Annotated in this window: 30 protein-coding genes and 1 tRNA gene; 16 read left to right on the top strand and 15 right to left on the bottom strand. The window is 65.2% G+C overall.

Annotation, left to right across the window (positions count from 1 at the left end):
* The first annotated feature begins 99 nt into the window (after positions 1–99).
* Genes AC07PE_RS04075 through AC07PE_RS04065 form a run of 3 tightly spaced genes read left to right on the top strand, consistent with a single transcriptional unit; the run spans position 100 to position 3,145 of the window.
* Positions 100–1,326, top strand: coding sequence for a hypothetical protein (locus AC07PE_RS04075; protein WP_498761836.1), 1,227 nt, complete (start codon positions 100–102; stop codon positions 1,324–1,326).
* A gap of 3 nt (positions 1,327–1,329) precedes the next feature.
* The gene (locus tag AC07PE_RS04070) at positions 1,330–2,121 is read left to right on the top strand and encodes a hypothetical protein (protein ID WP_498761834.1); all 792 of its coding nucleotides are present in this window, start codon (positions 1,330–1,332) and stop codon (positions 2,119–2,121) included.
* 16 nt (positions 2,122–2,137) lie between these two features.
* On the top strand, positions 2,138–3,145 hold the full coding sequence (locus AC07PE_RS04065; RefSeq protein WP_498761832.1) for a GlxA family transcriptional regulator: 1,008 nt from the start codon (positions 2,138–2,140) through the stop codon (positions 3,143–3,145).
* Here AC07PE_RS04065 and AC07PE_RS04060 read toward each other — a convergent pair.
* The 7 genes from AC07PE_RS04060 to AC07PE_RS04030 form a co-directional block, all read right to left on the bottom strand.
* On the bottom strand, positions 3,122–4,123 hold the full coding sequence (locus AC07PE_RS04060) for a bestrophin family protein (RefSeq protein ID WP_498761830.1): 1,002 nt from the start codon (positions 4,121–4,123) through the stop codon (positions 3,122–3,124). The genes AC07PE_RS04065 and AC07PE_RS04060 overlap by 24 nt on opposite strands.
* A 6-nt stretch (positions 4,124–4,129) precedes the next feature.
* Entirely contained in the window at positions 4,130–4,606 is a 477-nt protein-coding gene (locus tag AC07PE_RS04055; protein ID WP_498761828.1) for an Ohr family peroxiredoxin, read from the bottom strand.
* 6 nt (positions 4,607–4,612) lie between these two features.
* Complete coding sequence (locus AC07PE_RS04050; RefSeq protein ID WP_498761825.1) at positions 4,613–5,368, bottom strand: SDR family oxidoreductase; 756 nt, start codon at positions 5,366–5,368, stop codon at positions 4,613–4,615.
* Positions 5,369–5,378: 10 nt separating this feature from the next.
* Positions 5,379–5,858 (bottom strand): carboxymuconolactone decarboxylase family protein, encoded by a 480-nt coding sequence (locus AC07PE_RS04045; RefSeq protein ID WP_498761822.1) that lies wholly within the window; start codon positions 5,856–5,858, stop codon positions 5,379–5,381.
* Positions 5,859–5,977: 119 nt separating this feature from the next.
* Positions 5,978–6,805 carry a DMT family transporter gene (locus AC07PE_RS04040; RefSeq protein WP_498761820.1) on the bottom strand — a complete coding sequence of 276 codons (828 nt, stop codon included), beginning with the start codon at positions 6,803–6,805 and terminating at the stop codon, positions 5,978–5,980.
* The gene (locus AC07PE_RS04035; protein ID WP_498761819.1) at positions 6,798–7,811 is read right to left on the bottom strand and encodes a LysR family transcriptional regulator; all 1,014 of its coding nucleotides are present in this window, start codon (positions 7,809–7,811) and stop codon (positions 6,798–6,800) included. The genes AC07PE_RS04040 and AC07PE_RS04035 overlap by 8 nt, the downstream gene beginning before the upstream one ends.
* A gap of 136 nt (positions 7,812–7,947) precedes the next feature.
* On the bottom strand, positions 7,948–8,556 hold the full coding sequence (locus AC07PE_RS04030) for a glutathione S-transferase N-terminal domain-containing protein (RefSeq protein WP_498761817.1): 609 nt from the start codon (positions 8,554–8,556) through the stop codon (positions 7,948–7,950).
* 193 nt (positions 8,557–8,749) lie between these two features.
* Between AC07PE_RS04030 and AC07PE_RS04025 the strand changes: the two genes are divergently transcribed.
* Positions 8,750–9,160 (top strand): cupin domain-containing protein, encoded by a 411-nt coding sequence (locus AC07PE_RS04025; RefSeq protein WP_498761814.1) that lies wholly within the window; start codon positions 8,750–8,752, stop codon positions 9,158–9,160.
* Positions 9,161–9,228: 68 nt separating this feature from the next.
* Here the strand turns inward: AC07PE_RS04025 and phaP are convergent, their stop codons facing one another.
* Positions 9,229–9,798: a TIGR01841 family phasin gene (gene phaP / locus AC07PE_RS04020; protein ID WP_498761812.1), complete on the bottom strand. Its 570-nt coding sequence runs from the start codon at positions 9,796–9,798 to the stop codon at positions 9,229–9,231.
* Positions 9,799–10,091: 293 nt separating this feature from the next.
* Here phaP and AC07PE_RS04015 point away from each other — a divergent pair, with 293 nt between their 5' ends.
* The 3 genes from AC07PE_RS04015 (at position 10,092) to pbpG (ending at position 13,004) form a co-directional block, all read left to right on the top strand.
* Positions 10,092–11,012: a DMT family transporter gene (locus AC07PE_RS04015; protein ID WP_498761810.1), complete on the top strand. Its 921-nt coding sequence runs from the start codon at positions 10,092–10,094 to the stop codon at positions 11,010–11,012.
* Between the two features lie 18 nt (positions 11,013–11,030).
* The gene (locus tag AC07PE_RS04010) at positions 11,031–11,726 is read left to right on the top strand and encodes a nitroreductase (RefSeq protein WP_498761808.1); all 696 of its coding nucleotides are present in this window, start codon (positions 11,031–11,033) and stop codon (positions 11,724–11,726) included.
* A 171-nt stretch (positions 11,727–11,897) separates the two neighbouring features.
* On the top strand, positions 11,898–13,004 hold the full coding sequence (gene pbpG / locus AC07PE_RS04005; protein ID WP_498761806.1) for a D-alanyl-D-alanine endopeptidase: 1,107 nt from the start codon (positions 11,898–11,900) through the stop codon (positions 13,002–13,004).
* Between the two features lie 107 nt (positions 13,005–13,111).
* On the opposite strand, the gene AC07PE_RS04000 is transcribed toward pbpG, so the two are convergent.
* Entirely contained in the window at positions 13,112–13,897 is a 786-nt protein-coding gene (locus AC07PE_RS04000; protein WP_498761804.1) for an IclR family transcriptional regulator, read from the bottom strand.
* 118 nt (positions 13,898–14,015) lie between these two features.
* On the opposite strand from AC07PE_RS04000, the gene AC07PE_RS03995 reads away from it, so the two are divergent.
* The 7 genes from AC07PE_RS03995 to AC07PE_RS03965 all read left to right on the top strand — a co-directional run bounded on the left by AC07PE_RS03995 (position 14,016) and on the right by AC07PE_RS03965 (position 19,779).
* Positions 14,016–14,402 (top strand): diacylglycerol kinase, encoded by a 387-nt coding sequence (locus AC07PE_RS03995; protein ID WP_498761802.1) that lies wholly within the window; start codon positions 14,016–14,018, stop codon positions 14,400–14,402.
* Positions 14,403–14,426: 24 nt separating this feature from the next.
* Complete coding sequence (locus AC07PE_RS03990; protein WP_498761800.1) at positions 14,427–15,065, top strand: peroxiredoxin; 639 nt, start codon at positions 14,427–14,429, stop codon at positions 15,063–15,065.
* 71 nt (positions 15,066–15,136) lie between these two features.
* Entirely contained in the window at positions 15,137–15,910 is a 774-nt protein-coding gene (locus AC07PE_RS03985) for a sulfite exporter TauE/SafE family protein (protein WP_498761798.1), read from the top strand.
* A 99-nt stretch (positions 15,911–16,009) separates the two neighbouring features.
* Positions 16,010–16,855, top strand: coding sequence for a sulfate ABC transporter permease subunit CysT (gene cysT, locus AC07PE_RS03980; protein ID WP_498761796.1), 846 nt, complete (start codon positions 16,010–16,012; stop codon positions 16,853–16,855).
* Position 16,856: 1 nt separating this feature from the next.
* A complete protein-coding gene (gene cysW, locus AC07PE_RS03975) occupies positions 16,857–17,765 on the top strand; it encodes a sulfate ABC transporter permease subunit CysW (protein ID WP_498761794.1) in 909 nt (302 codons plus the stop codon).
* Positions 17,762–18,850 (top strand): sulfate/molybdate ABC transporter ATP-binding protein, encoded by a 1,089-nt coding sequence (locus AC07PE_RS03970; protein WP_498761792.1) that lies wholly within the window; start codon positions 17,762–17,764, stop codon positions 18,848–18,850. The genes cysW and AC07PE_RS03970 overlap by 4 nt, the downstream gene beginning before the upstream one ends.
* The gene (locus tag AC07PE_RS03965; protein WP_498761790.1) at positions 18,847–19,779 is read left to right on the top strand and encodes a CysB family HTH-type transcriptional regulator; all 933 of its coding nucleotides are present in this window, start codon (positions 18,847–18,849) and stop codon (positions 19,777–19,779) included. Before AC07PE_RS03970 ends, AC07PE_RS03965 begins: the two co-directional genes overlap by 4 nt.
* Before the next feature lie 49 nt (positions 19,780–19,828).
* Here the strand turns inward: AC07PE_RS03965 and AC07PE_RS03960 are convergent, their stop codons facing one another.
* The 5 genes from AC07PE_RS03960 to AC07PE_RS03940 form a co-directional block, all read right to left on the bottom strand.
* Entirely contained in the window at positions 19,829–20,875 is a 1,047-nt protein-coding gene (locus AC07PE_RS03960; protein WP_498761788.1) for an aldo/keto reductase, read from the bottom strand.
* Positions 20,872–21,915: a quinone-dependent dihydroorotate dehydrogenase gene (locus AC07PE_RS03955; protein WP_498761786.1), complete on the bottom strand. Its 1,044-nt coding sequence runs from the start codon at positions 21,913–21,915 to the stop codon at positions 20,872–20,874. Before AC07PE_RS03955 ends, AC07PE_RS03960 begins: the two co-directional genes overlap by 4 nt.
* A 64-nt stretch (positions 21,916–21,979) precedes the next feature.
* A complete protein-coding gene (locus AC07PE_RS03950; RefSeq protein ID WP_498761784.1) occupies positions 21,980–22,708 on the bottom strand; it encodes an arginyltransferase in 729 nt (242 codons plus the stop codon).
* A gap of 59 nt (positions 22,709–22,767) precedes the next feature.
* Positions 22,768–23,490, bottom strand: coding sequence for a leucyl/phenylalanyl-tRNA--protein transferase (aat, locus tag AC07PE_RS03945; protein WP_498761782.1), 723 nt, complete (start codon positions 23,488–23,490; stop codon positions 22,768–22,770).
* Between the two features lie 9 nt (positions 23,491–23,499).
* Positions 23,500–24,081: an NUDIX hydrolase gene (locus AC07PE_RS03940; protein ID WP_498761780.1), complete on the bottom strand. Its 582-nt coding sequence runs from the start codon at positions 24,079–24,081 to the stop codon at positions 23,500–23,502.
* A gap of 173 nt (positions 24,082–24,254) precedes the next feature.
* Between AC07PE_RS03940 and AC07PE_RS03935 the strand changes: the two genes are divergently transcribed.
* Positions 24,255–24,331: transfer RNA gene (locus tag AC07PE_RS03935), tRNA-Met, on the top strand.
* Positions 24,332–24,494: 163 nt separating this feature from the next.
* Positions 24,495–24,908, top strand: coding sequence for a T6SS immunity protein Tdi1 domain-containing protein (locus tag AC07PE_RS03930; protein WP_498761779.1), 414 nt, complete (start codon positions 24,495–24,497; stop codon positions 24,906–24,908).
* 1 nt (position 24,909) lies between these two features.
* Here AC07PE_RS03930 and AC07PE_RS03925 read toward each other — a convergent pair whose 3' ends face one another.
* A complete protein-coding gene (locus AC07PE_RS03925; RefSeq protein WP_498761777.1) occupies positions 24,910–25,968 on the bottom strand; it encodes a hypothetical protein in 1,059 nt (352 codons plus the stop codon).
* Positions 25,969–25,986: the final 18 nt, after the last annotated feature.

Genomic DNA, 25,986 nt, shown 5'->3' with positions numbered 1-25,986 from the left:
CTTCCCTAAGATGCTGAGCGTACCGGCCCGCGTGGCGACCCGATCCTCAGAGTAAAGCTTCCACGCGCATGTCGGCCATCCCAGCCATCAGGAGCAGCCATGCGTCGTCTACTTTTCCCTCTCGTCATCCTGTCGGGTATCGGCGGCTCTGCCGGCGCCGCCGACGTGCAATCCATTTCCCGCCTCGAGGCCGGTCCCGGCAACGTGCTCTTCGTCGCCGACTGGAAGACGGCCCGCGTGCATGCGATCGAACTGCCGCCCGCGCCGCACAAGCCTGCCGGAAGTTTCAATATCCTCGACCTCGAATCGCTGCTGGCGCGCCAGCTCGGCGGCGCCAGGGTCACGGTGCAGGACATGGCGGTGCGTCCCGGTACAGGCGAAGTCTATGTTGCCGCAAGTACCGGCCCGGCGAAGGCGCCGGCGCTGTTTGCCGTGACCAGCGACGGCGCCGCGCGGCGCATCGATCTGAAAGCGGCCAGGTCGACCTCGGTGGCCTTGCGTAGCGCACCGGCCGGGCAGGAGAAGTTCTGGAAGGAGACGCCCGAGCGCAGCTTTACCGTCACCGACATGAAATGGCGTGAAGGCGAACTGTTCGTCGCCGGGCTGTCGAACCAGGAGTTCTCGTCCACCTTGCGGCGCATCCGCTTTCCGTTCACCGCGCAGCAATCCGTGACCTCGGTCGAGATCTTTCACGGCGGTCACAACATGATGGAAACGCGTGCGCCGGTGCGCGCCATGAGCTTTGCAAAGCTCGACGGCAAGCCCTATCTGGTTGCCGCCTACACCTGCACGCCGCTGGTGCTGATTCCGCTCGACGCCCTGCAGGATGGCGCCCATGTGAAGGGCAAGACGGTGGCGGAACTCGGTTACGGCAATACGCCGGCGGACATGATCTCGTACACCATGAGCGTCAACGGCAAGACCGAGGAATACATGATGCTGGTGAACTTCAACCGCGTATCGAACGTCATTCCCGTGTCCGAACTCCAGGCGGCGAATGCGCGTCCGGGCATCGAGAAGGTGGTTCCCTTCGGCCAGATTGCCGGGCTCGACGTCCAGCAGGCGCCGCTGGCCGGCGCGCTTCGTATCGACAACCTGGACGAGCAGTCCTTCGTGCTGGTGCGCCGCCGGCTGGAAACCGACGCGCTGCAACTGGTCAGCCTCGGCAAGGATCTGAGTTTCCGCATGACCGACCACGTGTCGGAATACGCGTTCAGGGACTACAGCTTCAAGGGCGACAGCTGGCAGCAGCAGAACATCAAGCCGCGCCAGGACGTCCTGCTCCGCCAGGAGGGCGTGCCCGAGCTGATCAAGCCGGCGGAGTAAGGCATGGGCCCACGTCGATGGCGCCGGGGCTGGGCCGCGGCCGCGCTGGTAGTCATGCTGGGCGGCGCGCAGGCGCAGCCGGCGGCGCCTCCTTTCGTCCGCCCGTCGGCCGGGCATGTACCGGCCAATCTGCTGCGTATTTCGCTGGCCTTCACGGCGCCGGTCGACGGCGATGTCCTGTCCCGGCTCGCACTGGTGCATGCCGACGGCAGTCGCGTCGAGGCTCCCTTCCTGCCCCAGGAACTGTGGTCGCCCGACGGCACCGTACTGACGCTGCTCCTGCATCCGGGGCGCGTGAAGACCGGGCTGCAGGCGCGCGAGGCACTGGGTCCCATCCTGGCGGCCGGCGACACCGTCACGCTCACGCTCGACGGCCGGCCGCTGCACCGGTGGCAGGTGGATGCGGCCGATACCGAGGGGCCGCAGGTCGCGTCCTGGCGGGTCGCGCCGGTCCTTGCCGGCACACGGCAGGTGCTGGCCGTGACGCTGGATGCGCCGGTCGACGGCCGCGCCGCCGGCCATATCGGCATCGCCGACGCCCGGGGACGCAGGGTCCCGGGCCAGGCCGTACTAGCCAAGGGCGAAAGCCGCTGGATCTTCAGCCCGGCGCGGCCATGGCGGCCCGGCCGCTACCGGCTGATGGTGCGCAGCACGCTGGAAGATGCCGCCGGCAACCGCGCCGCCAGCCGCTTCGAGACCGCGCCCGGCGCCGACCTGGAAGCGGCCGCCGGGCAGGTTCTCGATTTCTCGGTCGGGCCGCCGGCGCCCGCCGCTTTCTTGACATCCCGACGCTAAGCGGTAACATCGGTTCATGCTACCGACCCATCAAGCCCGGCTCATCCTGTTCGTCGCTTTCCCCGGCACAGGCCTGCTCGACCTGACCGCGCCCCAGACCGTGTTCTGGGCCGCGCAGCGGCACATGGCCGGGCGCCACCTGCTTCCCTACGAAGGCCATACGGTGAGCCTGCACGGCGGGCCGGTGCGCACGGAGGAGGGCGTCGTCATCGACACCCTGCCGGTTTCCATGTTCGACAGGCGCGCCATCGACACGGTCGTCGTGCCCGGCGCCGCCGGCATTGCCGGCATCCTGGACGGGCTGGGCGAGACCGTCGACTGGGTCAGGCAAACTTCCGGCCGCGCGCGGCGCACCGCATCGGTGTGCACGGGCGCCTTCCTGCTGGCCGCGGCCGGTCTGCTGGACGGCAGGCGCGCGGCGACGCACTGGGGCATGTCGGACCTGCTGGAGCAGCGTTTCCCGGCCCTGACCGTCGATCGCGACGCCATCTTCGTGCGCCAGGACGAGGTCTGGACCTCGGCCGGCGTCACCGCGGGCATCGACCTGGCGCTGGCGCTGGTCGAGGAAGATTGCGGACGCGCCGTCGCCATGGATCTCGCGCGCGACCTGGTCGTCTTCATGAAGCGCCCTGGCGGACAGGCCCAGTACAGCGAGCTGCTGCGGGCCCAGGCGCGCGACAGCGCCAGCTTCGACGAGCTGCATGCCTGGCTGGTCGACAACCTGCACAATGCCGATCTGGGCGTCGAAGCGCTGGCCGAGCGCGCCCGCATGAGTGCCCGCAACTTCGCCCGGGTCTACAAGGAGAAAACCGGGCGCACGCCCGGCAAGGCGCTCGAGCACTTCCGGGTCGAAGCCGCGCGCCGCATGCTCGAACAGTCCGCGCGCAACTTCGAACAGATCGCACGGCAATGCGGCTTCGGCGACGAAGACCGGATGCGCCTCACCTTCCAGCGTCATCTCGGCATGACGCCATCCGAATACCGCCGCCGCATGGCCGAGCTACATCAGGATGTGGCCGCTTGACGGGGCGGCGCGCTGGCCGGGCAGTCCCAGCAGGCCGCGCAATTCCTGCTCGATCGCCTGCGACAGCCAGGTGATCGGCACGTCGTTGGCGCTGCCTTCGAACGGGTTCTCGGTACTCTCGCCAACCTGGTCGAGGGCCAGGTACATCCAGGCGATCAGCACGCTGAAAGGCAGCGCCAGCCAGCCCATCTGGCCATGCATGAAGCCGGGCGCGGGCAGGGCCGCGAATTCCTTCACCATCGCCAGCGGCAGCAACAGGGCGAACAGCCATACGAACAGCGAATTGACGATCGCGTACTGGCGCGGGTAAGGAAAATTCTTGATGCGCTGGGCGCGGGCGTGCTGGTCGATCAGGTCCTTGAGGGTCTTTTGCATTTCGGCGTAATGCAGCACCTGCAGGCTCTGGGCCAGGAACAAGGTATGGATGGCCCGGCTTTGCAAGCCCATCAGGGCCGCTGGAATGTCGCTGCCTGCCAGCAGTTCGGCGATGGTCTGCGGCGCCAGGTATTTGGCCAGCTCGGCTTCGAGCGGTATGCGGCGTTCCGCCACGTCGAAACTGCGTTCCCGGTATTCGGCATTCTGGGCGGCCGCGGCCGCTTCCCAGACCCGCGGCGCGCGCAACTCGTAACGCACTGCCGCCAGCCAGGCCAGGTGCCTGGCCACCAGCTCCTTGACGGCCTCGCCGTCAGCGGGGAAATCGCGGCTGATCAGACCCCAGTAGCGGCTGGCAGCGGTAATCGAGGACCAGATCTGCTGCGCTTCCACCGTGCGGCCATAGCTCTGCGAATTCTTGAAGCCGACGATGAAGGAGGCGGCGGTGCCGAGCAGCGCCAGCACCGGCCACGGCAAGGCCAGCCAGTGCCAGCCGCCCAGCTGGTACAGCGCTGTCACCGCGCCGGCGCTGGCCGCGACAAGGTAGATTCTGCGCCGGGTCCAGTAGAGAAACTCGGCCAGGCCATAGGATTTTCCGACGTGCATCCGTCTTCACTCCCCGTGCTCGACCAGCGTGACGATGCTTTCGATACCCTGGCGCGCCATCTTGGTATAGGGGCAGACCCGTTCGGCATTGCGGACCAGTTCCGCGGCGGCGATGCGGGGTGTGCCCGGCATGCGTACGCGTACATGGGATGCCAGCATGAACAGGCCATCGCTCGGATCGCGGCCGAAGCTGACCGAGACAGCGACTTCGGCGCTGTCGGCGGCAATGCCGCGGTAGGACGCCAGCAGCACCAGGGAACCGTGGAAGCAGGCGGCATAGCCGGCTGCGAACAGCTGTTCCGGATTGATGCCGCCCCCTTGCCCGCCCAGTTCGGGCGGCATGCGCAGCTCGAGTTCCAGCGCTCCGTCGCTCGATCGCACGAGGCCGGAAACGCGGCCGTGTCCGGCCGCGCCGCCGGTGACGGACACGGAGGCGACGTACAAGTCGCCGTCGCCTGCTAGCCCGCGCTTCATCGATGGCATGCCGGGTCAGTGGGCCGGCGCCTGCGTCTGCAGCCAGTTCTGCAGCCTGACCGCCCCCAGGCGCGCCGCCCCGTGCGGCACCAGCGTGTCCTCCTTCAGCTCGGCGCCGAAATAGCGGGCGTGGACATCGGCCCGCACGCTACGCGGGTCCTTCTTGACCGTCAGGTACTGCTGCACCAGCTCGGCAAGACGGAAGCGGTCCGGACCGGCAATCTCGACGATCCCGTTGACCGGCGCGCCCAGCGTGAGGTCGGCCATGGCGATTGCCACGTCATCCGAGGAAATCGGCTGCACCAGGGCCGGCGACAGGACGATGGCATCGCCCTGGCCGGCGGAGGCCGCGATCCCGCCCAGGAACTCGAAGAACTGGGTCGAATGCACGATGGTATAGGGCAGGCCCGACTCGCGGATCAGCTTTTCCTGGGCGATCTTGGCACGGAAGTAACCGCTTTCGGCAAGGCGGTCGGTACCGACGACGGACAGGGCGACGTGATGCTTCACGCCCGCCCTGGCGGCCGCCGCCAGCAGGTTGCGCCCGGAGACCGTGAAGAATTCCATCACCGCGTCGTCGGCGAACGAGGGCGAATTCGCCACGTCCACGACGACGTCGGTGCCGGCCAGCGCCTGGTCGAGACCTTCGCCTGTGATCGTGTTGACGCCCGAATTGGGCGATGCCGCGATCGCTTCGTGGCCGCGCTCGCGCAGGATGTTCACCAGTTTGCTGCCGATCAGGCCGGTGCCGCCGATGACGACGATTTTCATGCCGTTCTCCTCAGGACAGATTGGCTTTGTCGAGACCCCATTCCTTGTCGAAGGCGCCTGGCACCACCTTGAACGCGACGTTCACGCGGTTCCACGCATTGATGGCCATGATCTCGTAGGTCAGGTCGGTCAGTTCCTTTTCCGACAGCTGGGTGCGGACGCGCTCGTAGATCTCGTCCGGCACGCCCTGCGGTGACAGCGTCGTCAGCGCTTCGGTCCATGCCAGCGCGGCGCGTTCGCGCGGGATGAACAGGGTCGACTCGCGCCAGGCCGCAAGGTGGTGCAGGCGCAGCGGGCGCTCGCCGTGCAGGGTGGCCTGCTTCACGTGCATGTCGAGGCAGAAGCCGCAGCCGTTGATCTGCGAGGCGCGGATGGCCACCAGGTCGCGGATGCTTTCCTCGATGCTGCCGTCGTGCACGAGGGTGTTGAACTCGACGAATTTCTTGAAGAGGTTAGGGGCCTGCTTGATGTAGTCGATACGCTGGGTCATGATGTTTCTCCTTGGTTTGGGTACTGCGGTGCAGTGAAAGCAGTGTAGGCAGCATCGCGCCGTCGCAGTAGAGCCATGGCAGGCCGCACGCTGGTGCGCAAAACGCACCAATCGGCGGTTTACCTTGCAAGGCGCACGCCGCCCAGCACGAGCAGCAGCGCGGGGAGCAGGCGCCACCAGGCGCTGCCGGCGAGGGCGCCGGTGGCGGCAAGCGACAGCGTGGACAGCACCGGCGTCAGGTAGGACAGCGAACCGATGGTCGAGGCGCTGCCGGCACGCATGGCCCGGTCCCACAGGACGAAGGACAATCCGAGCGGACCGACGCCGATCGCGGCCATGCCCGCCCACTCGCCGGCGGACGGACGGTAGGGCGCTTCGAACAGGAAGTGGGCGCCGAGGGCCAGCAGGCCGGCGCCCAGGCAGAAGCCGCCCGTCGCCCATGAGGAATACGCGGCCATGTAGCCGGGCGCCACCGAGTACACGGCCCAGCAGAGCGCGGCAAGGAGGGCGAGCGCGTAGCCGCCCAGATGGTCGCTGGACAGTCCGGACGACGAGGGTGCGATGACGACGGCGCAGCCGGCGAAGGCGATCGCGCAGCCCGCCAGCTGGCGCGGCATCAGCCCGGAACCGGCAGGGCCGCAGGCGGCCAGCACGACGATCAGCAGCGGCCACAGGTAGTTGAGCAGGTTGGCCTCGGCGATCGGCGCCATGCGGAAGGCCGCGACCAGGCAGGCGTGGTAAAGGAACAGGCTCGCCACGCCGAAGCCGAAGACGGGCGCCGATACCCGCCACTCGCGCCATCTGTGCGCGGAAGCGGCGCTGCCGCAGCACAGCGCAACGCCGGTCAGCAGCAGTGGCGGGGCATCGCCGGCAAAGCGCACCAGGGTCGCGAACAGCGCCCACAACAGGATCGCGCCGAGCGCACAAGTCCACGCGGTCCTACTCATGCGGGACTCCCGTCTGGCCAGCCAGCAGGACGTCGAGGCAGTGCAGGTCGAGCGCGCGGATGCGCTCCGTCATGTAGTCGATGAAGACGCGTGTGCGCATCGGCATGTGATGGCGGCTGAGGTAGCACAGGTAATGCCCGCGATCGTCCGGTGCATGCTGCGCCAGGACCGCCTGCAGGCGGCCCGCACGCAGGTGTTCGCAGATCTGGTAGCCGGCCATCTGGGCGATGCCTTCGCCATTCAGGACCGATTGCAGTACGAGGTCGGCGTCGTTGAAGCACAGCCAGCCTTTGGGCAGGTGCTTGTGCACCAGCCCGTCCACCTTGAATTCCCATTCGAATATCCGGCCCGAGGCAAAGCGGAAGTTGACGCAGGCATGTCCCGCAAGCTCGCCTATCGTGCGCGGCACGCCGTGGCGGCGCAGGTAATCGGGCGTCGCACAGAGCAGCATCTGCATCGGCACCAGCTTCTTGGCCACGATCTGCGCGTCTTCCATGCGGCCGTTGCGGAAGGCGACATCGATCCGGTCGGAGGTGAAATCGGTGGGGCTGTCGTCCAGGATGAGGTCGAGCGTGATCTCGGGGTACTGCAGATGGAAATCCTTCAGCAGCGGCGCGACGACTTTGCGCCCGAAGCCGACCGTGGAAGAGATGCGCAGGCTGCCGCGCGGGATGCCGGTGCGCAGCTCGTGCATTTCCTCGACCGACTGCAGGATGCGGTCGACGCCGGGCCGGCAGTTCTCGAAAAACAGCTCGCCTTCCGCCGTGAGCGTCGTGCTGCGCGTCGTGCGCAGGAACAGGCGGGTATCGAGCTGGGTTTCCAGCTTCTGGACGCTGCGGCTGACCGCCGAGCGGCCGATGCCCAGGCGTTCGGCGGCCCTGGCGAAACTGCCTTCGTGGACGACGGCAATGAAGGCGACGACGCCGGCATAGGTCGTCGCAAAGCTCGAGGCCAGAGCGTCGTTATGCTCTGCGGCCATCCTCGGCGGCAGCGGCATGTTACCCATGGCTGACCTTTGCAAACGGGACTGTAAGGAAATTCAAATGCACGGGCAAATGGTAGTGGTGCAGGCAGGCACCAGCAATGACAAAAATCCCCTGTTTTCTGCCAGACGGAAGCGCGGGGCGTCGCCGGCGTGGCGCTCAGTCTTCCTCGGCAAGCAGCGCGGCGCGGACGGCCGGGTCGAGCGACAGGCGCGCATGGAAGGATGCCAGCGCGTCCAGGCCCGTCATGTCGACGCCTTTGGCATGCGCCCAGCGCAGGACCACGTACAGGTAGGGGTCGGCGATCGAGCGTTGACCCGCAAGCCACTCGCGGCCGGCCAGCGCCGCATCGATGCGCTCGAGGTAGTCGCGGATATGGCGGCGCGCGTTGTCCGCCAGCTGCTCGTCGAGGTCGCGCCGCTCGAGGAAGCGCGCCGGCGAGAACAGGGGCTTGAAGGCCTTGTGCACATCGGAGTTGAGAAAGGCAAGCCAGCGCATGACCTCCGCGCGCCCGCGCACACTGCCGTCGCCCGCGAGTTGCGCATGCGGGTAAAGGTCGGACAGGTAGGCCAGGATGGCGACGTTTTCCGTCAACACGAAATCGTCGTGGACGAGCAGCGGCACATTGCCGCCGGGATTGATCGCCAGGTAGTCCGGCGACTTGATCGAGTCCATCGTCATCGGCACGACTTCGTGCGGCGCGCCGACCCAGCGCAGCACGATCAGGTCGGCGAGCGAGCAGGCGCCCCGCATGTGATACAGCTTCATGGTTTCCCCTTTGTTGTCGATAGCGGCCATCACTATCGCACCCGCGGGGAAGGCGGATTGGTGCTTTTCCTGCACCAGCGTGCGTCCCTGCGCACGGCTAGCCCGCAGGCTTCACCCTCCCTAGACTGAAGCTGCTGCGGATACCGCGGCCGGTTCTCAGCCGCACTGAGCTCATCTCGTGAAGGACTGCATCATGTTTCAATCGACCCGGCGTATCCGCGCCCTTGCTTTCTCCCTCATGCTGGCTGCCGGCGCACAGGTCCAGGCCGCGCCGCCGGGCCCTGCCGTGACGGCGCTCATGAACAAGGCGCTGGAAGACTATCCCGGCAAGGAGGTCCTGATGATCACCGTCGACTTCCCGCCCGGTGCGGTCGATCCGCTTCACCGGCACGATGCCCATGGCTTCATCTACGTTCTCGAAGGATCGATCGTCATGGGCGTGAAAGGCGGCAAGGAGCAGACGCTGACGCCGGGCCAGACCTTTTATGAAGGGCCGAAGGACCTGCACACGGTGGGGCGGAATGCCAGCAAGACCAGGCCGGCAAAGTTCCTGGTGTTCCTGCTGAAGGACAAGAACAAGCCGGCCGTCATTCCGGTCAAGTAGCTATAAATGAAACGGCCCGGACCGCTTTCGCAGTCCGGGCCGTTCTCCTTTGCAGGAGCGCGTATTACTTAGGCAGCGTTGGCAGCACCGTTGGCGGCCTTGCCGGCAGCAGCGGTGAACTGCGAGACGGCGGCGTTCATGTTCGACTCGATGGCTTCGGCAGCCTGCTTGGTGGTCTTGGTGAACTGCTCGTAGCCGGCATTGGCGTTGCTGATAGCGGTCTTCAGGGCCGACACATAGGTTTCCGAACCGGCCGGGGCGTTCTTGGTCACTTCGTCGACCAGCGAGATCACCTTGCGGTTGACTTCGGCGATCTGGCTTTCGGCAGCGCGCGAGAACTCGGCGCCGGTGTCGGCGGCGATGGTCGCCACTTGACGGCCGTAGGCCAGGGCTTTTTCAGCGCTCGGCTGGGCCTGGGCGGTGGTCACCGAAAAGAATTCCTGCGGATCTTTCACGGCCAGCAGCTGGCGTGCGGTTGCCGACGAGTTTTCCAGTGCGGCTTTAGCCGTGGTGATGTTCAGGTCCACCAGCTTCTCCACACCCTCGAAAGTTTTGGAGGTCAGGGCCGACAGCAGGGCGAATTGGGATTCCAGGTTGGCTTTGGTCGCGTTCGAAAACTGCTCGGGGAATGCAAACATGTAGTTCTCCAGTATTGGATGAATATTGAACTTGGTGGTAGACCCGGATGTTGCTCGGATTCTCTCGCGGCTAGTTTCGAACAGCTCTTGTGCGCCGCAACATGAACAGATTTTACCGGGTTCCGATTATGCGTCAAGCACTTTTGATGCGGCGCACAATACAAATGCGATGTTTTGATATATATCAATCCATACAATCGTTTGCGTGCTTGTTTGTTTGCACCGATACAACAACCAGGGCGGGCAAGGGCAGGCCGGCAGGGACCCGGACAGCATGCTAGACTGGCAATCCGATGAGCCACGACACTTCCCCAACCCCCGCCAAGCCTTTGCCCGCGGCCCCGGCGCACGCCGGCTGGCTGGCCCCGGTGCCGCTGTTCTTCGTCGTCCTGTGGAGTACCGGTTTCATCGCCGCCAAGTACGGCCTGCCGTATGCGCCGCCCTTGAGCTTCCTGATCCTGCGCTGCCTGGGCGCGCTGCTGGTCCTGATCCCGATGGTGCTGGTGGGCGGCGCACCATGGCCGCACGGGCGCATTCTGCACGTGGCGGTGGCCGGGCTTTTGCTGCAGGCCGGTTACCTGGGCGGGGTCTGGAGCGCCATCAAGATCGGCATGCCGGCCGGTCTGTCCGCCCTGATCGTCGGCCTGCAGCCTATCCTCACCGCCTTCGCCGCGCCGCTGATCGGCGAGCGCGTCACGCCGCGCCAATGGCTGGGCCTGCTGCTCGGCCTGGGCGGCGTCGGCCTGGTGGTATATGCCAAGATCAGCCTGAACGGCCTGTCGCCCGCCGCCATCGGCTATTGCGTGCTGGCGCTGCTGGCGATCACTTGCGGCACGCTCTACCAGAAGCGCTTCTGCCCGCAGTTCGACCTGCGCACCGGCACCCTGATCCAGTTCGCGGCCACGGCCCTGGTGCTGCTGCCGCTGGCAGCCGTGTTCGAAGATTTCGGCCCGACCCTGTCCAGGATTCACTGGACCGCGCAATTCATCGGCGCGCTGCTGTGGTCCATTCTCGCCCTTTCGATCGGCGCCATCTTCTTGTTGTTCAGGCTCATCAGCCGCAACGACGCCACCAAGGTGACGAGCCTGCTCTATCTGACCCCACCGACCACGGCCGTGATGGCCTGGCTGATGTTCGGCGAAGCGCTCAGCCCGCTGGGGCTGGTGGGCATGGTGGTCGCGGTGACGGGCGTTGCCTTCGTCGTCAGAAAATAAAACTCAGGAGAACCGAACATGATCAGCAGCCAGCAGCAACAGGACGTCGACGCCGCCATTACCTCGCGCCGCTCGATCCGCGCCTACCTGCCGACGCCGGTGGCGCGCGAAGACATCGAAGCGCTGCTCGAGGTGGCGGCGCGCGCGCCGTCCGGCACGAATACCCAGCCGTGGAAGGTGTATGTGCTGACGGGCGCCGCCAAGGAGCGATTCAGCGACGCGATCCTGGCCGCCTATGCCGACCCGCAGCAGGCCAGGGAGCATACCGAGGAGTACGCCTACTATCCGCGCGAATGGGTGTCGCCCTTCATCGACCGCCGCCGCAAGGTCGGCTGGGACCTGTATGCGCTGCTGGGCCTGACGCGCGAGAACAAGGCCGGCATGGCGGCCCAGCATGGCCGCAACTACCGATTCTTCGACGCGCCGGTCGGCCTGATCTTCACCATCGACCGCGTGATGGAGCAGGGCTCCTGGCTCGACTATGGCATGTTCCTGCAGAACATCATGGTGGCCGCGCGCGGCCGCGGCCTCGACACATGCCCGCAGGCGGCCTTCACCCAGTTCCACCGCATCATCCGTGAACAGCTGGGCTTGCCTGAGAATGAAATGGTGGTGTGCGGCATGGCGCTCGGCCATGCCGACCGGAACAAGGTCGAGAACACCCTGATCACGGAACGTGAACCGCTTGCCAATTTCGTGCGCTTCGTCGAGTAGCTTGTTCGATATACTTGACGCCAAGCTGTTGAAATATCAAGAGATTTCTACAACGCGAGCAACCTTGCGTTGTAGCAAAATGCGGGCGCAGATGCTACATTCTCTTGCGCTTCACTCGTCTTTCGCTACACTGCATTAAGTGCTCATCAGTTCGCGTTCAAGGATTTACAGATGCTCAAGCTTGCGTTGGCTGCCGCCATGTCCATGATGTTCCTGCTTGCTCCGCCGGACGCTTCCGCCAGGACCAAGCACAAGGCGCACACGACTTCGGCGAAAAAGGTCAAAGCCAAGCGCGCCGACCTGGCCAAGGTCATCGCCGACGATAACCGCGAACGCATGGTGCGACGGATCGAGATGGTGCACGGCAAGCGCCGGGTGGTCTACCAGCATGTGCGCCGCGCCGCCCCGGCCATCGCCATCCTCAGCGCCGGCGACCTGGTCGGCCTGAACAAGACCCAGGATCCGCTGGCCCTGCGCTCGTCGGTGGCCTATGTGATGGACCAGAACAGCTCGGAAGTGCTGTTCGAAAAGAATTCCACCGTCGCCCTGCCGATCGCCTCGATCACCAAGCTGATGACGGGCCTGCTCGTGGTCCAGGCCCAGCAGAACCTGGACGAGGTGCTGACCATCACCGATGCCGACGTCGACAAACACAAGTACACCAGTTCCCGCCTGCCTGTCGGCACCCGCATGACGCGCGGCAACCTGCTGCACATCGCACTGATGAGCTCGGAAAACCGCGCTGCCGCCGCACTCGGCCGCAACTATCCGGGCGGTATCGACGCCTTCGTCGCGGCGATGAATGCCAAGGCCAGGGAACTTGGCATGAACGATACGCATTATGTGGATTCGAGCGGCCTGTCGAGCCAGAACGTCTCTAGCGCGCGCGATCTGGCCAAGCTGGCGATGACGGCCCACCAGGAGCCGCTGCTGCGCCAGTACACGACCGACCCCAACTATGCGGTCCAGGCCAGCGGCCGGACCCTGCAATACCACAACACCAACTACCTGGTGGCCATGCCGGACTGGAATATCGGCCTGCAGAAGACCGGCTTCATCAACGAAGCGGGGCGCTGCCTGGTGATGCAGGCCATGATCCAGGGACGCAACGTGATCATGGTGTTCCTGGATTCGAAGGGGAAACAGTCGCGGACCGCGGATGCGGGCCGGATGCGCAAATGGCTGGAGGCCTTGAAGCCGGCCAGCGTCCCGGCGGCGGCTGCCGCGGCGGTGCCGGTGACGGTGTCGGCGGTGGTGCCGGGGACTTCGGCACAATAAAACAAGGTCATTCCCGCGCAGGCGGGAATCCAGGTTAGTTTGCAGACTGCTTGCGCAACTTGGATTCCCGCCTTCGCGGGAATGACGGTTTTTGGGCTAACGATTCTTTAAACGCCCGCACCAACCCTGTGCCCCAGCGTCGCCGAAATCTGCGCCGCTGTATTCACCAAGTCTTCCAGCCATTCTTCCTGCAGCCGGTCCGCCGGCGCCGAGATCGACAGTCCCGCCACCAGCTTGCCGCTGTCGTCATGAATCCCGGCGGCCATGCAGCGCACGCCCAGTTCCAGTTCCTCGTTGTCGCGCGCATAGCCGCGTGAGCGCACCAGCGCCAGCTCGCGCTCCAGGCGGCCGAGTTCAGTGATCGAGTTCTTGTTGTGGCCGGCCAGACCGGTGCGGGTGGCGTAGGCGCGGATGGCCTTCGCTTCGTCGACGGACAGGAACAGCTTGCCGGTCGAGGTCAGGTGCAGCGGACCGCGGCCGCCGATCGCGCGCACCACCTGCATGCCGGAACGCTCGGAGAAGGCGCGGTCGATGTAGACGATCTCGTCGCCCTGGCGCACCGACAGGTTCACGGTCTGGCGGGTCTTGTTGTGCAGGGCGCGCATCAGGTCGACCGCCGCTTCGCGCACGGATAGACGGCTCTTCACCACATTCCCCAGTTCCAGCAGGCGCATGCCGAGGCGGTAGGTGCCCGGCTCGACGCGGTCGACAAAGCGGGTCACCACCATATCGTTCAGGATCCGGTGCGCGGTGGACGGATGCAGGCCGGATACCTTCGACAATTCCTTCAGACTGACGGGATCCGAGTAGCTGGCCAGGACGTCGAGCAGGGCGACCATGCGTTCGATCACCTGGATGGAAGTTTTCGCGGGTTCGAGAGTTTCCATTTTCATGATGTGGTTGCTGCGGTGCGGTATATTTCTCTACTTTATACCATAATGTGAAAATTGTGTTTAACGTGTTGTTGCAAGCTGCGGCATAATGCCAATCCTGCAAGCAACCACGACATCCATGGATCAACCAAGCAGCGAGTTCAAGAGCAAGGGCGGCCTGGCGCGCATCGCCGCCGCCACCGGCTATTCGATCGCCGGTTTCAGGCATGCCTGGCAGCACGAGCATGCCTTCCGCCAGGAGCTGATGGTGGCAGTGCCGGCGGCCATCGTGGCGCTGTTCCTGCCGATTTCCGCCTTCCAGAAACTGGCGCTGATCGCCGTGCTCGGGCTGGTGCTGCTGGTCGAGCTGATCAATGCCGCCATCGAGGCGGTGGTCGACCGCGTGTCGCTGGAACGCCATCCGCTGTCCAAGGCCGCCAAGGACCTGGGCAGTGCGGCGGTGGCGCTGGCGATCGCGATGGCCGGGGCAACCTGGGCCGTGGTGCTGTACAACCGTTTCTTTTGATGTACTAACCTGAAGGAGATCAGCATGACTTTACGCCTGGGCGACACCGCTCCCGACTTCGAGCAGGATTCCACCATCGGCCGCATCCGCTTCCATGACTGGGCGGGCGATTCCTGGGTGGTGCTGTTCTCGCACCCTGCCGACTTCACGCCGGTGTGCACGACCGAGCTGGGCCTGACCGCCAAGCTGAAACCCGAGTTCGACAAGCGCAACGTCAAGGCCATCGCCCTGTCGGTCGACCCGGCCGAGCAGCACAAGGCCTGGATCAAGGACATCGAGGAAACCCAGCAGACCGTGGTCGGCTTCCCGATCATCGCCGATGCGGATAAATCGGTCTCGCAGCTGTACGACATGATCCACCCGAACGCCTCGGCCACCGCCACCGTGCGCTCGCTGTTCGTGATCGACCCGGCCAAGAAAGTGCGCCTGATCATCACCTACCCGATGAGCACCGGCCGCAACTTCGACGAAGTCCTGCGCGTGATCGACGCCCTGCAGCTGACCGACGGCTATACCGTGGCCACCCCCGGCAACTGGAAAGACGGCGATGACGTGATCATTCCGCTGACCATCCAGGATCCGGAGCAGCTGAAGCAGAAGTATCCGAAGGGTTTCACCGCGCCGAAACCCTACCTGCGCCTGACGCCGCAGCCGAACAAATAAGCAAATAAGAAAGCTGTTGTTGGCTTAACGGCTGAGGCGCTTTACCCTTGGAGTCAATCTGGGGGTAAAGCATGTCTATTCAGTATATTTTGTCGGGCTTCGCTGTCGGCTTGCTGGTCGGAATGACCGGCGTCGGTGGCGGCTCGCTGATGACGCCGCTGCTGACGCTGCTGTTCGGCGTCACGCCGTCGGTCGCCGTCGGCACCGACCTCGCCTTTGCCTCGCTCACCAAGAGCGCCGGCACCGTCACCCATCGTTCGCGCGGCAATGTGCACTGGCACATCGTCGGCCGCCTGTGCCTGGGCGCGCTGCCTGCCGCGCTGCTGGCCACCCTGGCCCTCCAACACTTCGGTCCGCTGAACGCCGCCATCGGCCAGACCATCCGCTATTCGATCGCCGTCTCCGTGATGCTGACCGTGGTCGCGATCCTGTTCCGTTCGAAGATGCTGGCCTGGGTCAATGCCAAGCCCGGCCGTCAGCTGCAGGGGAGGGTGCTCACTGCCGCGACCATCGCTTCCGGCGCCGTGCTCGGCATCCTGGTCACCGTCTCCTCGATCGGCGCGGGCGCGATCGGCGCCACGCTGCTGGTGATGCTGTACCCGAAGCTGAGCCCGGCCGAAGTGGCGGGCACCGACATCGCCTATGCCGTGCCGCTGACCGCCATCGCGGCCGCCGGCCATTGGTGGCTGGGCTCGATCAACTGGCTGCTGCTGGTGACCCTGCTGGTCGGCTCGGTGCCCGGCATCACGCTCGGTTCCTGGGCCGCCAAGGCCGTACCGGAAGGTTTCCTGCGCGGTTTGCTGGCCATGACGCTCGCGGGCGTGGCGTTCAAGTTGATTTCCTAATACCGGAATCGTCTATGCAAATGAGGAATGCTTCGTTTGCATTATGAGTTCTGAGTGCGATTATGTCGCGTTATTAGAAGAATTTGTAATAAGGACTCCATGAATACGCTAGTGACCAGCCGCAGCAGCGCCAACCGGGTGATCCCCGGTTTCGGGCTGTCGCTCGGCTTCACGATCTTCTACCTGGCGCTCATCGTGCTGGTGCCCTTGTCGGCGATCTTCCTGAAAACCTTCACCATGACCTGGGACGCGTTCTGGAACGCCGTCACCTCGGAACGGGTGATGGCGTCCTACCGCCTGAGCTTTGGCGCGGCCCTGATCGGCGCCGCCATCAACGTCGTGTTCGGCGGCATTGTCGCCTGGGTGCTGGTGCGCTACCAGTTTCCCGGCAAACGCTTCGTCGACGCCCTCGTCGACCTGCCGTTCGCGCTGCCTACCGCCGTGGCCGGCATCACGCTCACCGCGCTGTACTCGAGCAACGGCTGGATCGGCAAATACCTGGAGCCGCTCGGCATCAAGGTCGCCTTCACGCCGCTGGGCGTGGTGGTGGCGCTGACCTTCATCGGATTGCCCTTCGTGGTGCGGACCGTGCAGCCGGTGCTGGAAGACGCCGAGCGCGAGCTGGAAGAAGCGGCCGCCAGCCTTGGCGCCAGCCCCTGGCAGACATTCACCCGCGTGATCCTGCCGGGCATCGTGCCGGCTCTGCTGACGGGCTTCGCGCTGGCCTTCGCGCGCGCGACCGGCGAGTACGGCTCGGTGGTCTTCATCGCTGGCAACATGCCGATGGTCTCGGAGATCACGCCGCTCTTCATCATCACCAAGCTCGAGCAGTACGACTATACGGGCGCCACCGCCATCGCCGTGGTCATGCTGGTCGCTTCCTTCATCCTGCTGCTGGCAATTAACCTGCTGCAGGCCTGGACACGCAAGCGGGCGGGTAAATAACATGAGTGCAGTCCTGGAAAAACTCGAACCCGCCAAGGCCGCCGCCACGCAGGCGCCGCGCAAGGCCACCAACACGCTGGAACCCAGCTGGGTGCGCTACGCCTTGATCGCCGTGGCGCTGCTGTTCCTGACCCTGTTCCTGTTCGTGCCGCTGGTGGCCGTGTTCTTCGAAGCCCTGAAGCATGGCTGGGCCACTTACAAGGAAGCCGTGATCGAGCCGGATGCGCTGGCGGCCATCAAGCTGACCCTGATCGCGGCCGGCATCTCGGTGCCGCTGAACCTGGTGTTCGGCGTGGCCGCGGCCTGGGCCATCGCCAAGTTCGACTTCCGCGGCAAGAGCGTGCTGCTGACCCTGATCGACCTGCCGTTCTCGGTCTCGCCGGTGATAGCCGGCCTGATCTACGTGCTGCTGTTCGGTTCGCAGGGCTGGTTCGGTCCCTGGCTGATGGACCACGACATCAAGATCCTGTTCGCGGTGCCGGGCATCGTGCTGGCGACCGTCTTCATCACCTTCCCCTTCGTGGCGCGCGAACTGATCCCGCTGATGCAGGCCCAGGGCAGCGAGGAAGAAGAGGCGGCGCTGGTGCTGGGCGCGTCCGGCTGGGCCACCTTCCGCCGCGTGACCCTCCCCAACATCAAGTGGGGCCTGCTGTACGGCGTGATCCTGTGTAATGCCCGCGCGATGGGCGAGTTCGGCGCCGTCTCGGTGGTGTCGGGCCACATCCGCGGCGAGACCAACACCATGCCGCTGCAGGTCGAGATCCTCTACAACGAATACAACTTCACGGCGGCGTTCGCGATCGCTTCGCTGCTGGCCCTGCTGGCGCTGGTCACGCTGGCGGTGAAATCCTTTATCGAGTGGCGCCTGCACCAGAGCCGCAAAGCCAACATCACGGAGCAATCGGCATGACGATCGAAGTCCAACACATCCGCAAGCAGTTCGGCCAGTTCACGGCCCTGGATGACGTCTCGCTGCAGTTCGCCGACGGCGAGCTGACCGCGCTGCTGGGCCCTTCCGGCTGCGGCAAGACCACGCTGCTGCGCATCATCGCGGGTCTTGAATTCCCGGATGCCGGCCGCGTGCTGCTGGACGGCGCCGATGCCTCCGCCAGCCACGTGCGCGAGCGCCAGGTGGGCTTCGTATTCCAGCACTATGCGCTGTTCAAGCACATGACCGTGTTCGAGAACGTCGCCTTCGGCCTGCGGGTGAAACCGCGCAAGGAGCGCCCGTCCGAGGCGCAGATCCGCGAGAAGGTCAAGAAGCTGCTCGAGCTCGTGCAGCTGGACTGGATCGCCGACCGCTATCCGCCGCAGCTGTCCGGCGGCCAGCGCCAGCGCATCGCCCTGGCGCGCGCCCTGGCAGTGGAGCCGCGCGTGCTGCTGCTCGACGAACCCTTCGGCGCACTGGACGCCAAGGTGCGCAAGGAACTGCGCCGCTGGCTGCGCCAGCTGCACGACGAGCTGCACGTGACCTCGATCTTCGTCACCCACGACCAGGAAGAAGCGCTGGAAGTGGCCGACCAGGTGGTGCTGATGAACAAGGGGCGCGTCGAGCAGCTCGGCACCCCGGACGCCGTCTACAACCAGCCGGCTTCGCCCTTCGTCTACGGCTTCCTCGGAAACGTCAACCTGTTCCACGGCCGCGTCAACGACGGCGTGCTGGCCAGCGGTGAAGCGAAATTCGATGCGCCGCAGTACGCCGGCGTGCAGAACGGCGAAGGCATTGCCTACGTGCGCCCGCACGACCTCGAAGTCGAGCGCTATGCGCCGGGCCTGGAAGGCGTGGCGGTCAAGCTGCGCCGCGCGCATGCGATCGGCCCGCTGGCCCAGCTCGACCTGGAGCGCGCCGACAATGCTCAATTGATCGAAGCGGTGATCCCAAATGAGCAGTACCGTGCGCTCAATCTGCGCGACGGCGAGACCCTGCTGGTGAAGCCGCGCCGGATGCACGTGTTCGTTGACCAAAATCTTGTAGAGCAAGGCGGGGGCATATGAACTTCCAGCAGCTGCGTTCGGTGCGCGAGGCGGCGCGCCGTAATTTCAACCTGACCGATGTGGCGAACGCCTTGTTCACCTCGCAGCCAGGGGTGTCGCGCCAGATCCGCGAACTCGAGGAAGAGCTGGGCGTGGTCATCTTCGAACGCAACGGCAAGCGCCTGACCGGCATGACCGATCCCGGCAAGGGCATTCTGAAGATCATCGAGCGCCTGCTGGTCGAGGCCGAGAACCTGCAGCAGGCCAGCAGCGAGTACGCGGCCCAGGACAGCGGCACGCTGACGGTGGCCGTGACCCACACCCAGGCGCGCTACGCGCTGCCGCAGGTGGTGCAGGCCTTCCGCAACAGCTATCCGGAAGTGCGCATCGCCCTGCAGCAGAGCGCGCCGGAACACATCGCCGAATGGGTGCTGTCGGGCCGCGCCGACATCGGTATCGCCACCGAAGGCCTGTCGACTTTCCCGGACCTGGTGTCCTTCCCCTGCTACCGCTGGAGCCACCTGGTAGTGGTGCCGGACGGCCACCCGCTGCTGAGCCGCAGCCCGATCAAGCTGGCCGACCTGGCCGAGTTCCCGCTGATTACCTACGACGTCGGCTTCACCGGCCGCGGCCACATCGACGCGGCATTTGCGAGCGCCGGCGTGAGCCCGGACATCGTGCTGACGGCGATGGATTCGGACGTGATCAAGCAGTATGTGTCGCTGGGGATGGGCGTGGGGATCGTGGCCTCGATGGCCTTCGATCACGGTCGCGACCGGGGTTTGCGGGCGATCGAGTCATCGCACTTGTTTGCGCCGAATGTGACGCGGCTGGCGGTGCGGAAGGGGGCCTACCTGCGGGCGTATGCGTATGATTTTATTGAGCGGTTTGCTCAAGGATTTACTCGCGCCGATATTGAGCGCGCCTTACATCCCGTTGTGGCCGATTAGCCACCTCGTCATTCCCGCGTGCGCGGGAATGACGTATACAAGCCGCGGGTCACTGGCCCGGGTTGGTGTAGCGCGAGTGAATTTCATCAATCGCCTTCATCACCTCGACTGGCAAGATGACGCTCTCCGCATCGATGTTCTCCTTCAGCTGCACCAGATTGGTCGCGCCGACGATGGTCGACCCCACGAACCAGCGCGAATAACACCAGGCCAGCGCCATCTGCGCAGGGCTCATGCCATTCGCACGCGCCAACTCCGCATACTCCTTCGCCGCCGCCAGTACCGACGGCCTCAGATAGCGCGGGCTCCAGGTCGGCGGATAGATCGTCAGGCGGCCGATGGCCTGCGGATTGTCGATGTACTTGGCGCTCAGCTGGCCGAAGGCGAGCGGGCTGTAGGCCAGCAGGCTCACGTCTTCGCGGTAGCAGACTTCGTCCAGCAAGGTGGTCTCGAAGGCGCGCGCCGTCAGGTTGTACAGGTTCTGGATGGTGGCGATGCGCGGCAGGCCCTGCATCTCGGCCTGCTTGATGTACTCGCACACGCCCCACGGGCTCTCGTTCGACACGCCGATGTGGCGGATCTTGCCTTCCTTGATGAGTTCGCCCAGCACGGCCAGCGTGTCTTCGATCGGCACGCTGGTGCGTTCCTTCTTCGGCTCGAACTGGTTGGCGCCGAAGATCGGCACGTTGCGGCTCGGCCAGTGCAGCTGGTAGAGATCGATGTAGTCGGTCTGCAGGCGCGCCAGGCTGGCGTCGACGGCGGCGCGGATGTTCTTCGCGTCCAGGTTGTGCTTGCCGCCGCGGATCCAGGTCTGGTTCGCATTCGGGCCGGCGGCCTTGGTGGCCAGCACGATCTGGCGGCGCTTGCCGGATTTCTTCAGCCAGCTGCCGATGAAGCGCTCGGTCGAGCCCTGGGTGTCGGCCCTGGGCGGCACCGGGTACATCTCGGCAGTGTCGATGAAGTTGATGCCGCGCTCGATCGCATAATCGAGCTGGCTGTGGGCGTCGGCTTCCGTGTTCTGTTCGCCGAAGGTCATGGTGCCCAGGCAGATGCGCGAGACGGACAGGTCGGTGCGGCCGAGCTGGTGCTTCTTCATTTGATGCCCTTGAGCGCGTCCGCACACTCCTTCACCAGCGCCGGCCCACGGTAGATCAAGCCGCTGTACAGCTGCACCAGCTGCGCGCCGGCCGCGATCTTGGCCTTGGCGTCGCGCCCGCTCAGGATGCCGCCCACGCCGATGATGGGCACGGCGTCGCCGACTTCCTTCTTCAGCGCGCGGATCACGATGTTCGACAGGTCGAACACCGGTGCGCCGGACAGGCCGCCCTGCTGTTGCGCGTAGCGGTGGTTTTCGACGTCGCGGCGGCTGAGCGTGGTGTTGGTGGCGATCACGCCGTCGATGCCGTGGCGCAGCAGGGCCGCGCCGATGTCGCGGATCTGGTCGGCATCCACGTCCGGCGCGATCTTCAGGGCCAGCGGCACGTAGCGGCCGTGCTCGTCCGCCAGGCGCGACTGCTCGCCCTTCAGCTGGGCCAGCAGGGCGTCTAGTTCCGACGCGCCCTGCAGCTGGCGCAGGTTCTTGGTGTTCGGCGAGGAGATGTTCACCGTCACGTAGCTGGCATAGGGATAGACCTTGCGCAGGCAGTGCAGGTAGTCCTCGGCGGCGCGTTCGATCGGGGTGTCGGCGTTCTTGCCGATGTTCAGGCCCAGCACGCCGCGCTTTTCCTGGTAGAAGCGAGAGGCCTGCACGTTGGCGACGAAGGCGTCGACGCCGCCGTTGTTGAAGCCCATGCGGTTGATGATGCCGCGCGCGGAGGGCAGGCGGAAGATACGCGGCTTCGGATTGCCGGCCTGCGGGCGCGGCGTGACCGTGCCGACTTCGATCGAGCCGAAGCCCAGCGCCGCCAGGCCGTCGATGTAGGCGCCGTCCTTGTCCAGGCCTGCCGCCAGGCCGACCGGATTCGGGAAGGTGATGCCCATGACGGTGCGCGGATCGGGTTTGGGCCTGCTGACGAGACCGGTCAGCCCGAGCGCGTTCGCGCGGCGCAATGCGGGCAGGGTGACGTTATGGGCCGTTTCCGGGTCGAGGGCAAACAGCAGCGGGCGGGCGAGGGCGTACAGGAGTTTGTCGGACATGGTTACCTAAACGTGAATTGCCGACATTTTACCCTGTAAGATTGAGATCCCGTGTAAATACACCCTAGCGTTCGAGCACTCCCCACACGCCGTCGATGCGCGCTTCCAGCGGCCGGAAGTTGATCTTGTACGCCATCTTCGGGCTCTGTTCGATCCAGTAGCCGAGGTAGACGTAGGGCAGGCCCAGCTCGCGCGCCTGCTCGATCTGCCACAGGACGTTGTAGGTGCCGTAGGAGGCGCCTTCGACGTCCGGATCGAAGAAGGTGTAGACCGAGGACAGGCCGTCCGACAGCACGTCGATGATCGACACCATGCGCAGCGTGCCGTCCGGTTCGCGGAATTCGACCAGGCGCGTGTTCACGCGGCTCTGCAGCAGGAACTGGGCGTACTGGTCGCGGCTGTCCTGGTCCATGCCGCCGCCGACGTGGCGGGTGGTCTGGTAGCGCAGGTAGAGCGCATAGTGCTCGTCCGAGAACGACAGGTTGGCCACCATTGCCGACAGGTCGCCATGGCGCTTCCAGGCGCGGCGCTGGCTGCGGTTGGGGCCGAAGTCGTTCACGGCCACGCGTACGGGTATGCAGGCGCGGCAGCCGTCGCAATAGGGACGGTAGGTGAAGATCCCGCTGCGGCGGAAACCGTTGCGCACCAGCTCCGAATACACGTCCGCATTGATGAGGTGCGAAGGCGTGGCCACCTGCGAGCGCGCCTGGCGCGCATCGAGGTAGCTGCACGGATAGGGCGCCGTGGTGTAGAACTGCAGCGTGGAAAAGGGCAGGTCATTTAAGTGCGTCATGCAATGCTCTCGAGACGACGTGTTTGACCCATTGTAGCCAAAGACGGCGCGGCGCACCGTTAGGTGGTCAACGGTGGCGCAACTTCCCAACGTTCGATGGCGGGCTCGGCGATCGCCTGGCGCAAATGATCGAGGAAAGCCTGGCGCGGAATCGGGACGGCGCCCAGCGAGGCCAGGTGGCCGGTCTCCTGCTGGCAATCGAGCAGGCGCACGCCCTGGCTGCGCAGGAAAGCCACCAGGTAGGCCAGCGCCACCTTGGAGGCGTCCGACACCCGCGCGAACATCGATTCGCCATAGAACATGCGGCCGATGCAGACGCCATAGGCGCCGCCAACCAGTTCGCCGTCCAGCCACACTTCCGCCGAATGCGCGTGGCCCATGCGATGAAGGCCGGTGTAGCCGGCGATGATGTCCTCGGAGATCCAGGTGCCGGGGCCGTCCTTGCGCGGCGCGGCGCAGGAGCGCATCACGGATTCGAAGGCGCTGTCGAAGCGCACCACCCAGGGGCCGCCTTCGAGGCGCGAGCGCTCGACCTTGCGCAAGGTTTTCTTCAGGCTGTCGCTGACCTTGAAGCGTTCCGTGTACAGCACCATGCGCGGATCGGTGCTCCACCACAGGATCGGCTGGCCTTCCGAGAACCAGGGGAAGATGCCGTTGCGGTAGGCCTGCAGCAGGCGCTGGGGCGACAGGTCGGCGCCGGCCGCGAGCAGGCCGGGAGCGTCCGTGGTCAGCGCCTCGGATACGTCGGGGAAGGGCGTATTCGCTTCGAGCCAGGGGATCATGTCGTTGCGTCAGTCTGGTTCGACGGGAGCCCGCATCGGCTTGGTGATGTCGCGGCTATGAAAACCGTAGCTGCCGCCTTCGAGCACCTTGCGGCGGTCGGCGAAGAACAGCTCCAGCGTGGTGCGGATGGTCGGGAAGGCCAGGTCGTCCCAGGGGATCTCGTGCTCGGCGAACAGCTGCACGTCCAGACTCTCGACCCCGGCTTCATAATCGAGGTCGAGCAGGCGCGCCAGGTAGAACAGGTGGACCTGGTGCACGTGGGCGACGTTCAACAGCGTGAACAGGTCGCCCAGTTCGACGTTGGCGCCGGCTTCCTCCTCGGTTTCGCGCACCGCCGCCTGGCCGGTGGTCTCCTCGTTTTCCATGAAGCCGGCCGGCAGCGTCCAATAGCCATAGCGCGGCTCGATCGCGCGCTTGCACAGCAGCACTTTCAGCTCGCCATCCTGCTCCCAGACGGGGATCGAGCCGATCACCATCTTCGGGTTCTGGTAATGGATGGTGCCGCATTGGGTGCACACGTAGCGCGGACGGTTGTCGCCTTCGGGGATGGCCACCGTCACCGGATGGGCGCACTCGGAGCAGAATTTCATGGAATCTGTTGGTAATGACGTTGCCCTTACTTTACCACCGTATCGGGCCAACTGTGCCGCAATCCGTACACCACGCAAGGCCCCGATCCGGGTGGCTTATGCTGCGATCCGCTGGGGAAATGGCATTGGCATTGCCTAAACCGGGGAAGCTGCGTATAATACGAATCATCAGACGCGGGGTGGAGCAGTCTGGCAGCTCGTCGGGCTCATAACCCGAAGGTCACAGGTTCAAATCCTGTCCCCGCAACCAGATTCGGAGGCCGTTGATTCTGTTTAGGATCAGCGGCCTTTTCATTTTCGCTGCCGGTCCCGGCCGCGCCTGAAGTGCCTCAATCCCCCTCTCCCTTGCCGCAACGTATGCGGCCCAGCCCGGTCGAATACCTGTCGCGATTAACCTTGCGGAGGCCATTTCTATGATCGATGTCGACGAGATTAACGAGGCATGGGGCTGGGTGGGCTTGAACGCGGAAGAGGTGCTGGGCGAGAACGCCTTCGGCAACCTGATCATCCGCGACGACGAAGGTAGGTACTGGCGCCTGTCGCCGCAGGACCTGTGCTGCGAACCGGTGGCCGAAGACCGCGCCGCCCTCGATGCGCTGTCGTATAACCAGGAATTCCTGAACGAGTGGTACATGCTGGAGCAGGTGCACCTGGCCGAATCCGCGCTGGGTCCGCTGAGCGCGGGCCGCAAGTACTGCCTCAAGATCCCGAGCGCACTCGGCGGCCACTACCGGCGCGACAACCTGGCCACCGTGCCACTGGCCGAGCTGATCCGCTTTGCCGGCGAGAGCGCCCAGCAGTTCGAGGGCCTGCCGCGCTGGAACTAGCTTAAAAATCTTTCAGGAAGCCTACCTGGAACAGGTCGCGGTCGTCGGTCTGGCGGAAGGTCTTCACGCGGTTGAAGTTCGCGAACACGCGTGCGTGGCGCGTCAGCGCATGCTCGGCCTGGAAGGTGATCAGCAGGTTGCCGTGGGTGATGTTGTCGGCGCGCCGGTTCCGCGCCACATATGGGCCAAGCCCGGCGCTCATCGCGAAGCGCGGCGTGACCCTTTGCACGTAGAACAGCTGGGCGGCCAGGCCGCGGCGGTCGACCCGGGCGCCGTCGTCGCCTTCGAACAGGAACTTGCCCGACACGGCCCAGTGCTCCATGCGCTCGCCCAGGTAGCGGCGCGCTTCCAATACGGCGGCCAGGGCGCCGTCGGTACCGGACATATTGGTGATCGAGTTGCCGGCCGAAATGCCGAACCAGGTCTGGCCGTCCGCCGGGTCGGTTTCGGGATCGGCCTCCGAGCGGCCGAACTGGCGGCCGATGCCGATCATCAGCGCATCGGAGCGGTGCACATTGCGCATCTGCACATGGTTGTAGCCGATGCGCAGGTGGGTGCCGTCCGGCATGAAGCCCAGCGGCAGCCGCAGGCCCAGGCTGAGCAGGGCGCCGACATTCGCGTCGTCGATCTGGCGGCCGTCGATGACGGTCGTGTTCATGCTGAGATAGGGACCGATGCCCAGCTCGACGGCGCTGCGTGCGCCCAGCTGGCGCACCATCAGCCATTGCACCGCGAAACCGTCGCGGTGGTTATTGTCTGGATGGCCTTCGTTGTAATGCACGAAGTCGATGCGCTCGCTGAGGCTGTCCGGCAGCGTCGAACCGAACAGGGTGCGCTGCTGGCGTCCCGCACGGATTTCGAAGGTGCGGCCGCGCATCCAGACATTGCCTTCGGCGTTGCCGCCATGGATGCGACCGTTGCCGAATACCGCCGACAGGTAGGCGCCGTGGTCATCCGGGGCATCGGTGACGTCGGTGGGTGCGGTCTGGGCCTGGGCCATGCCGGCGCAGGCCAGCAGCAGCGCGGCCAGGGAGCTAGAGAGGGTCGGTACGATTTTCATTATCGAAGTGTAATGAAA

This window comes from Telluria sp. GW821-FHT07G12, from assembly GCF_059418525.1.
Note: the sequence above shows the minus strand (reverse complement) of the source record. Positions and strands in the feature narration are given on the sequence as shown.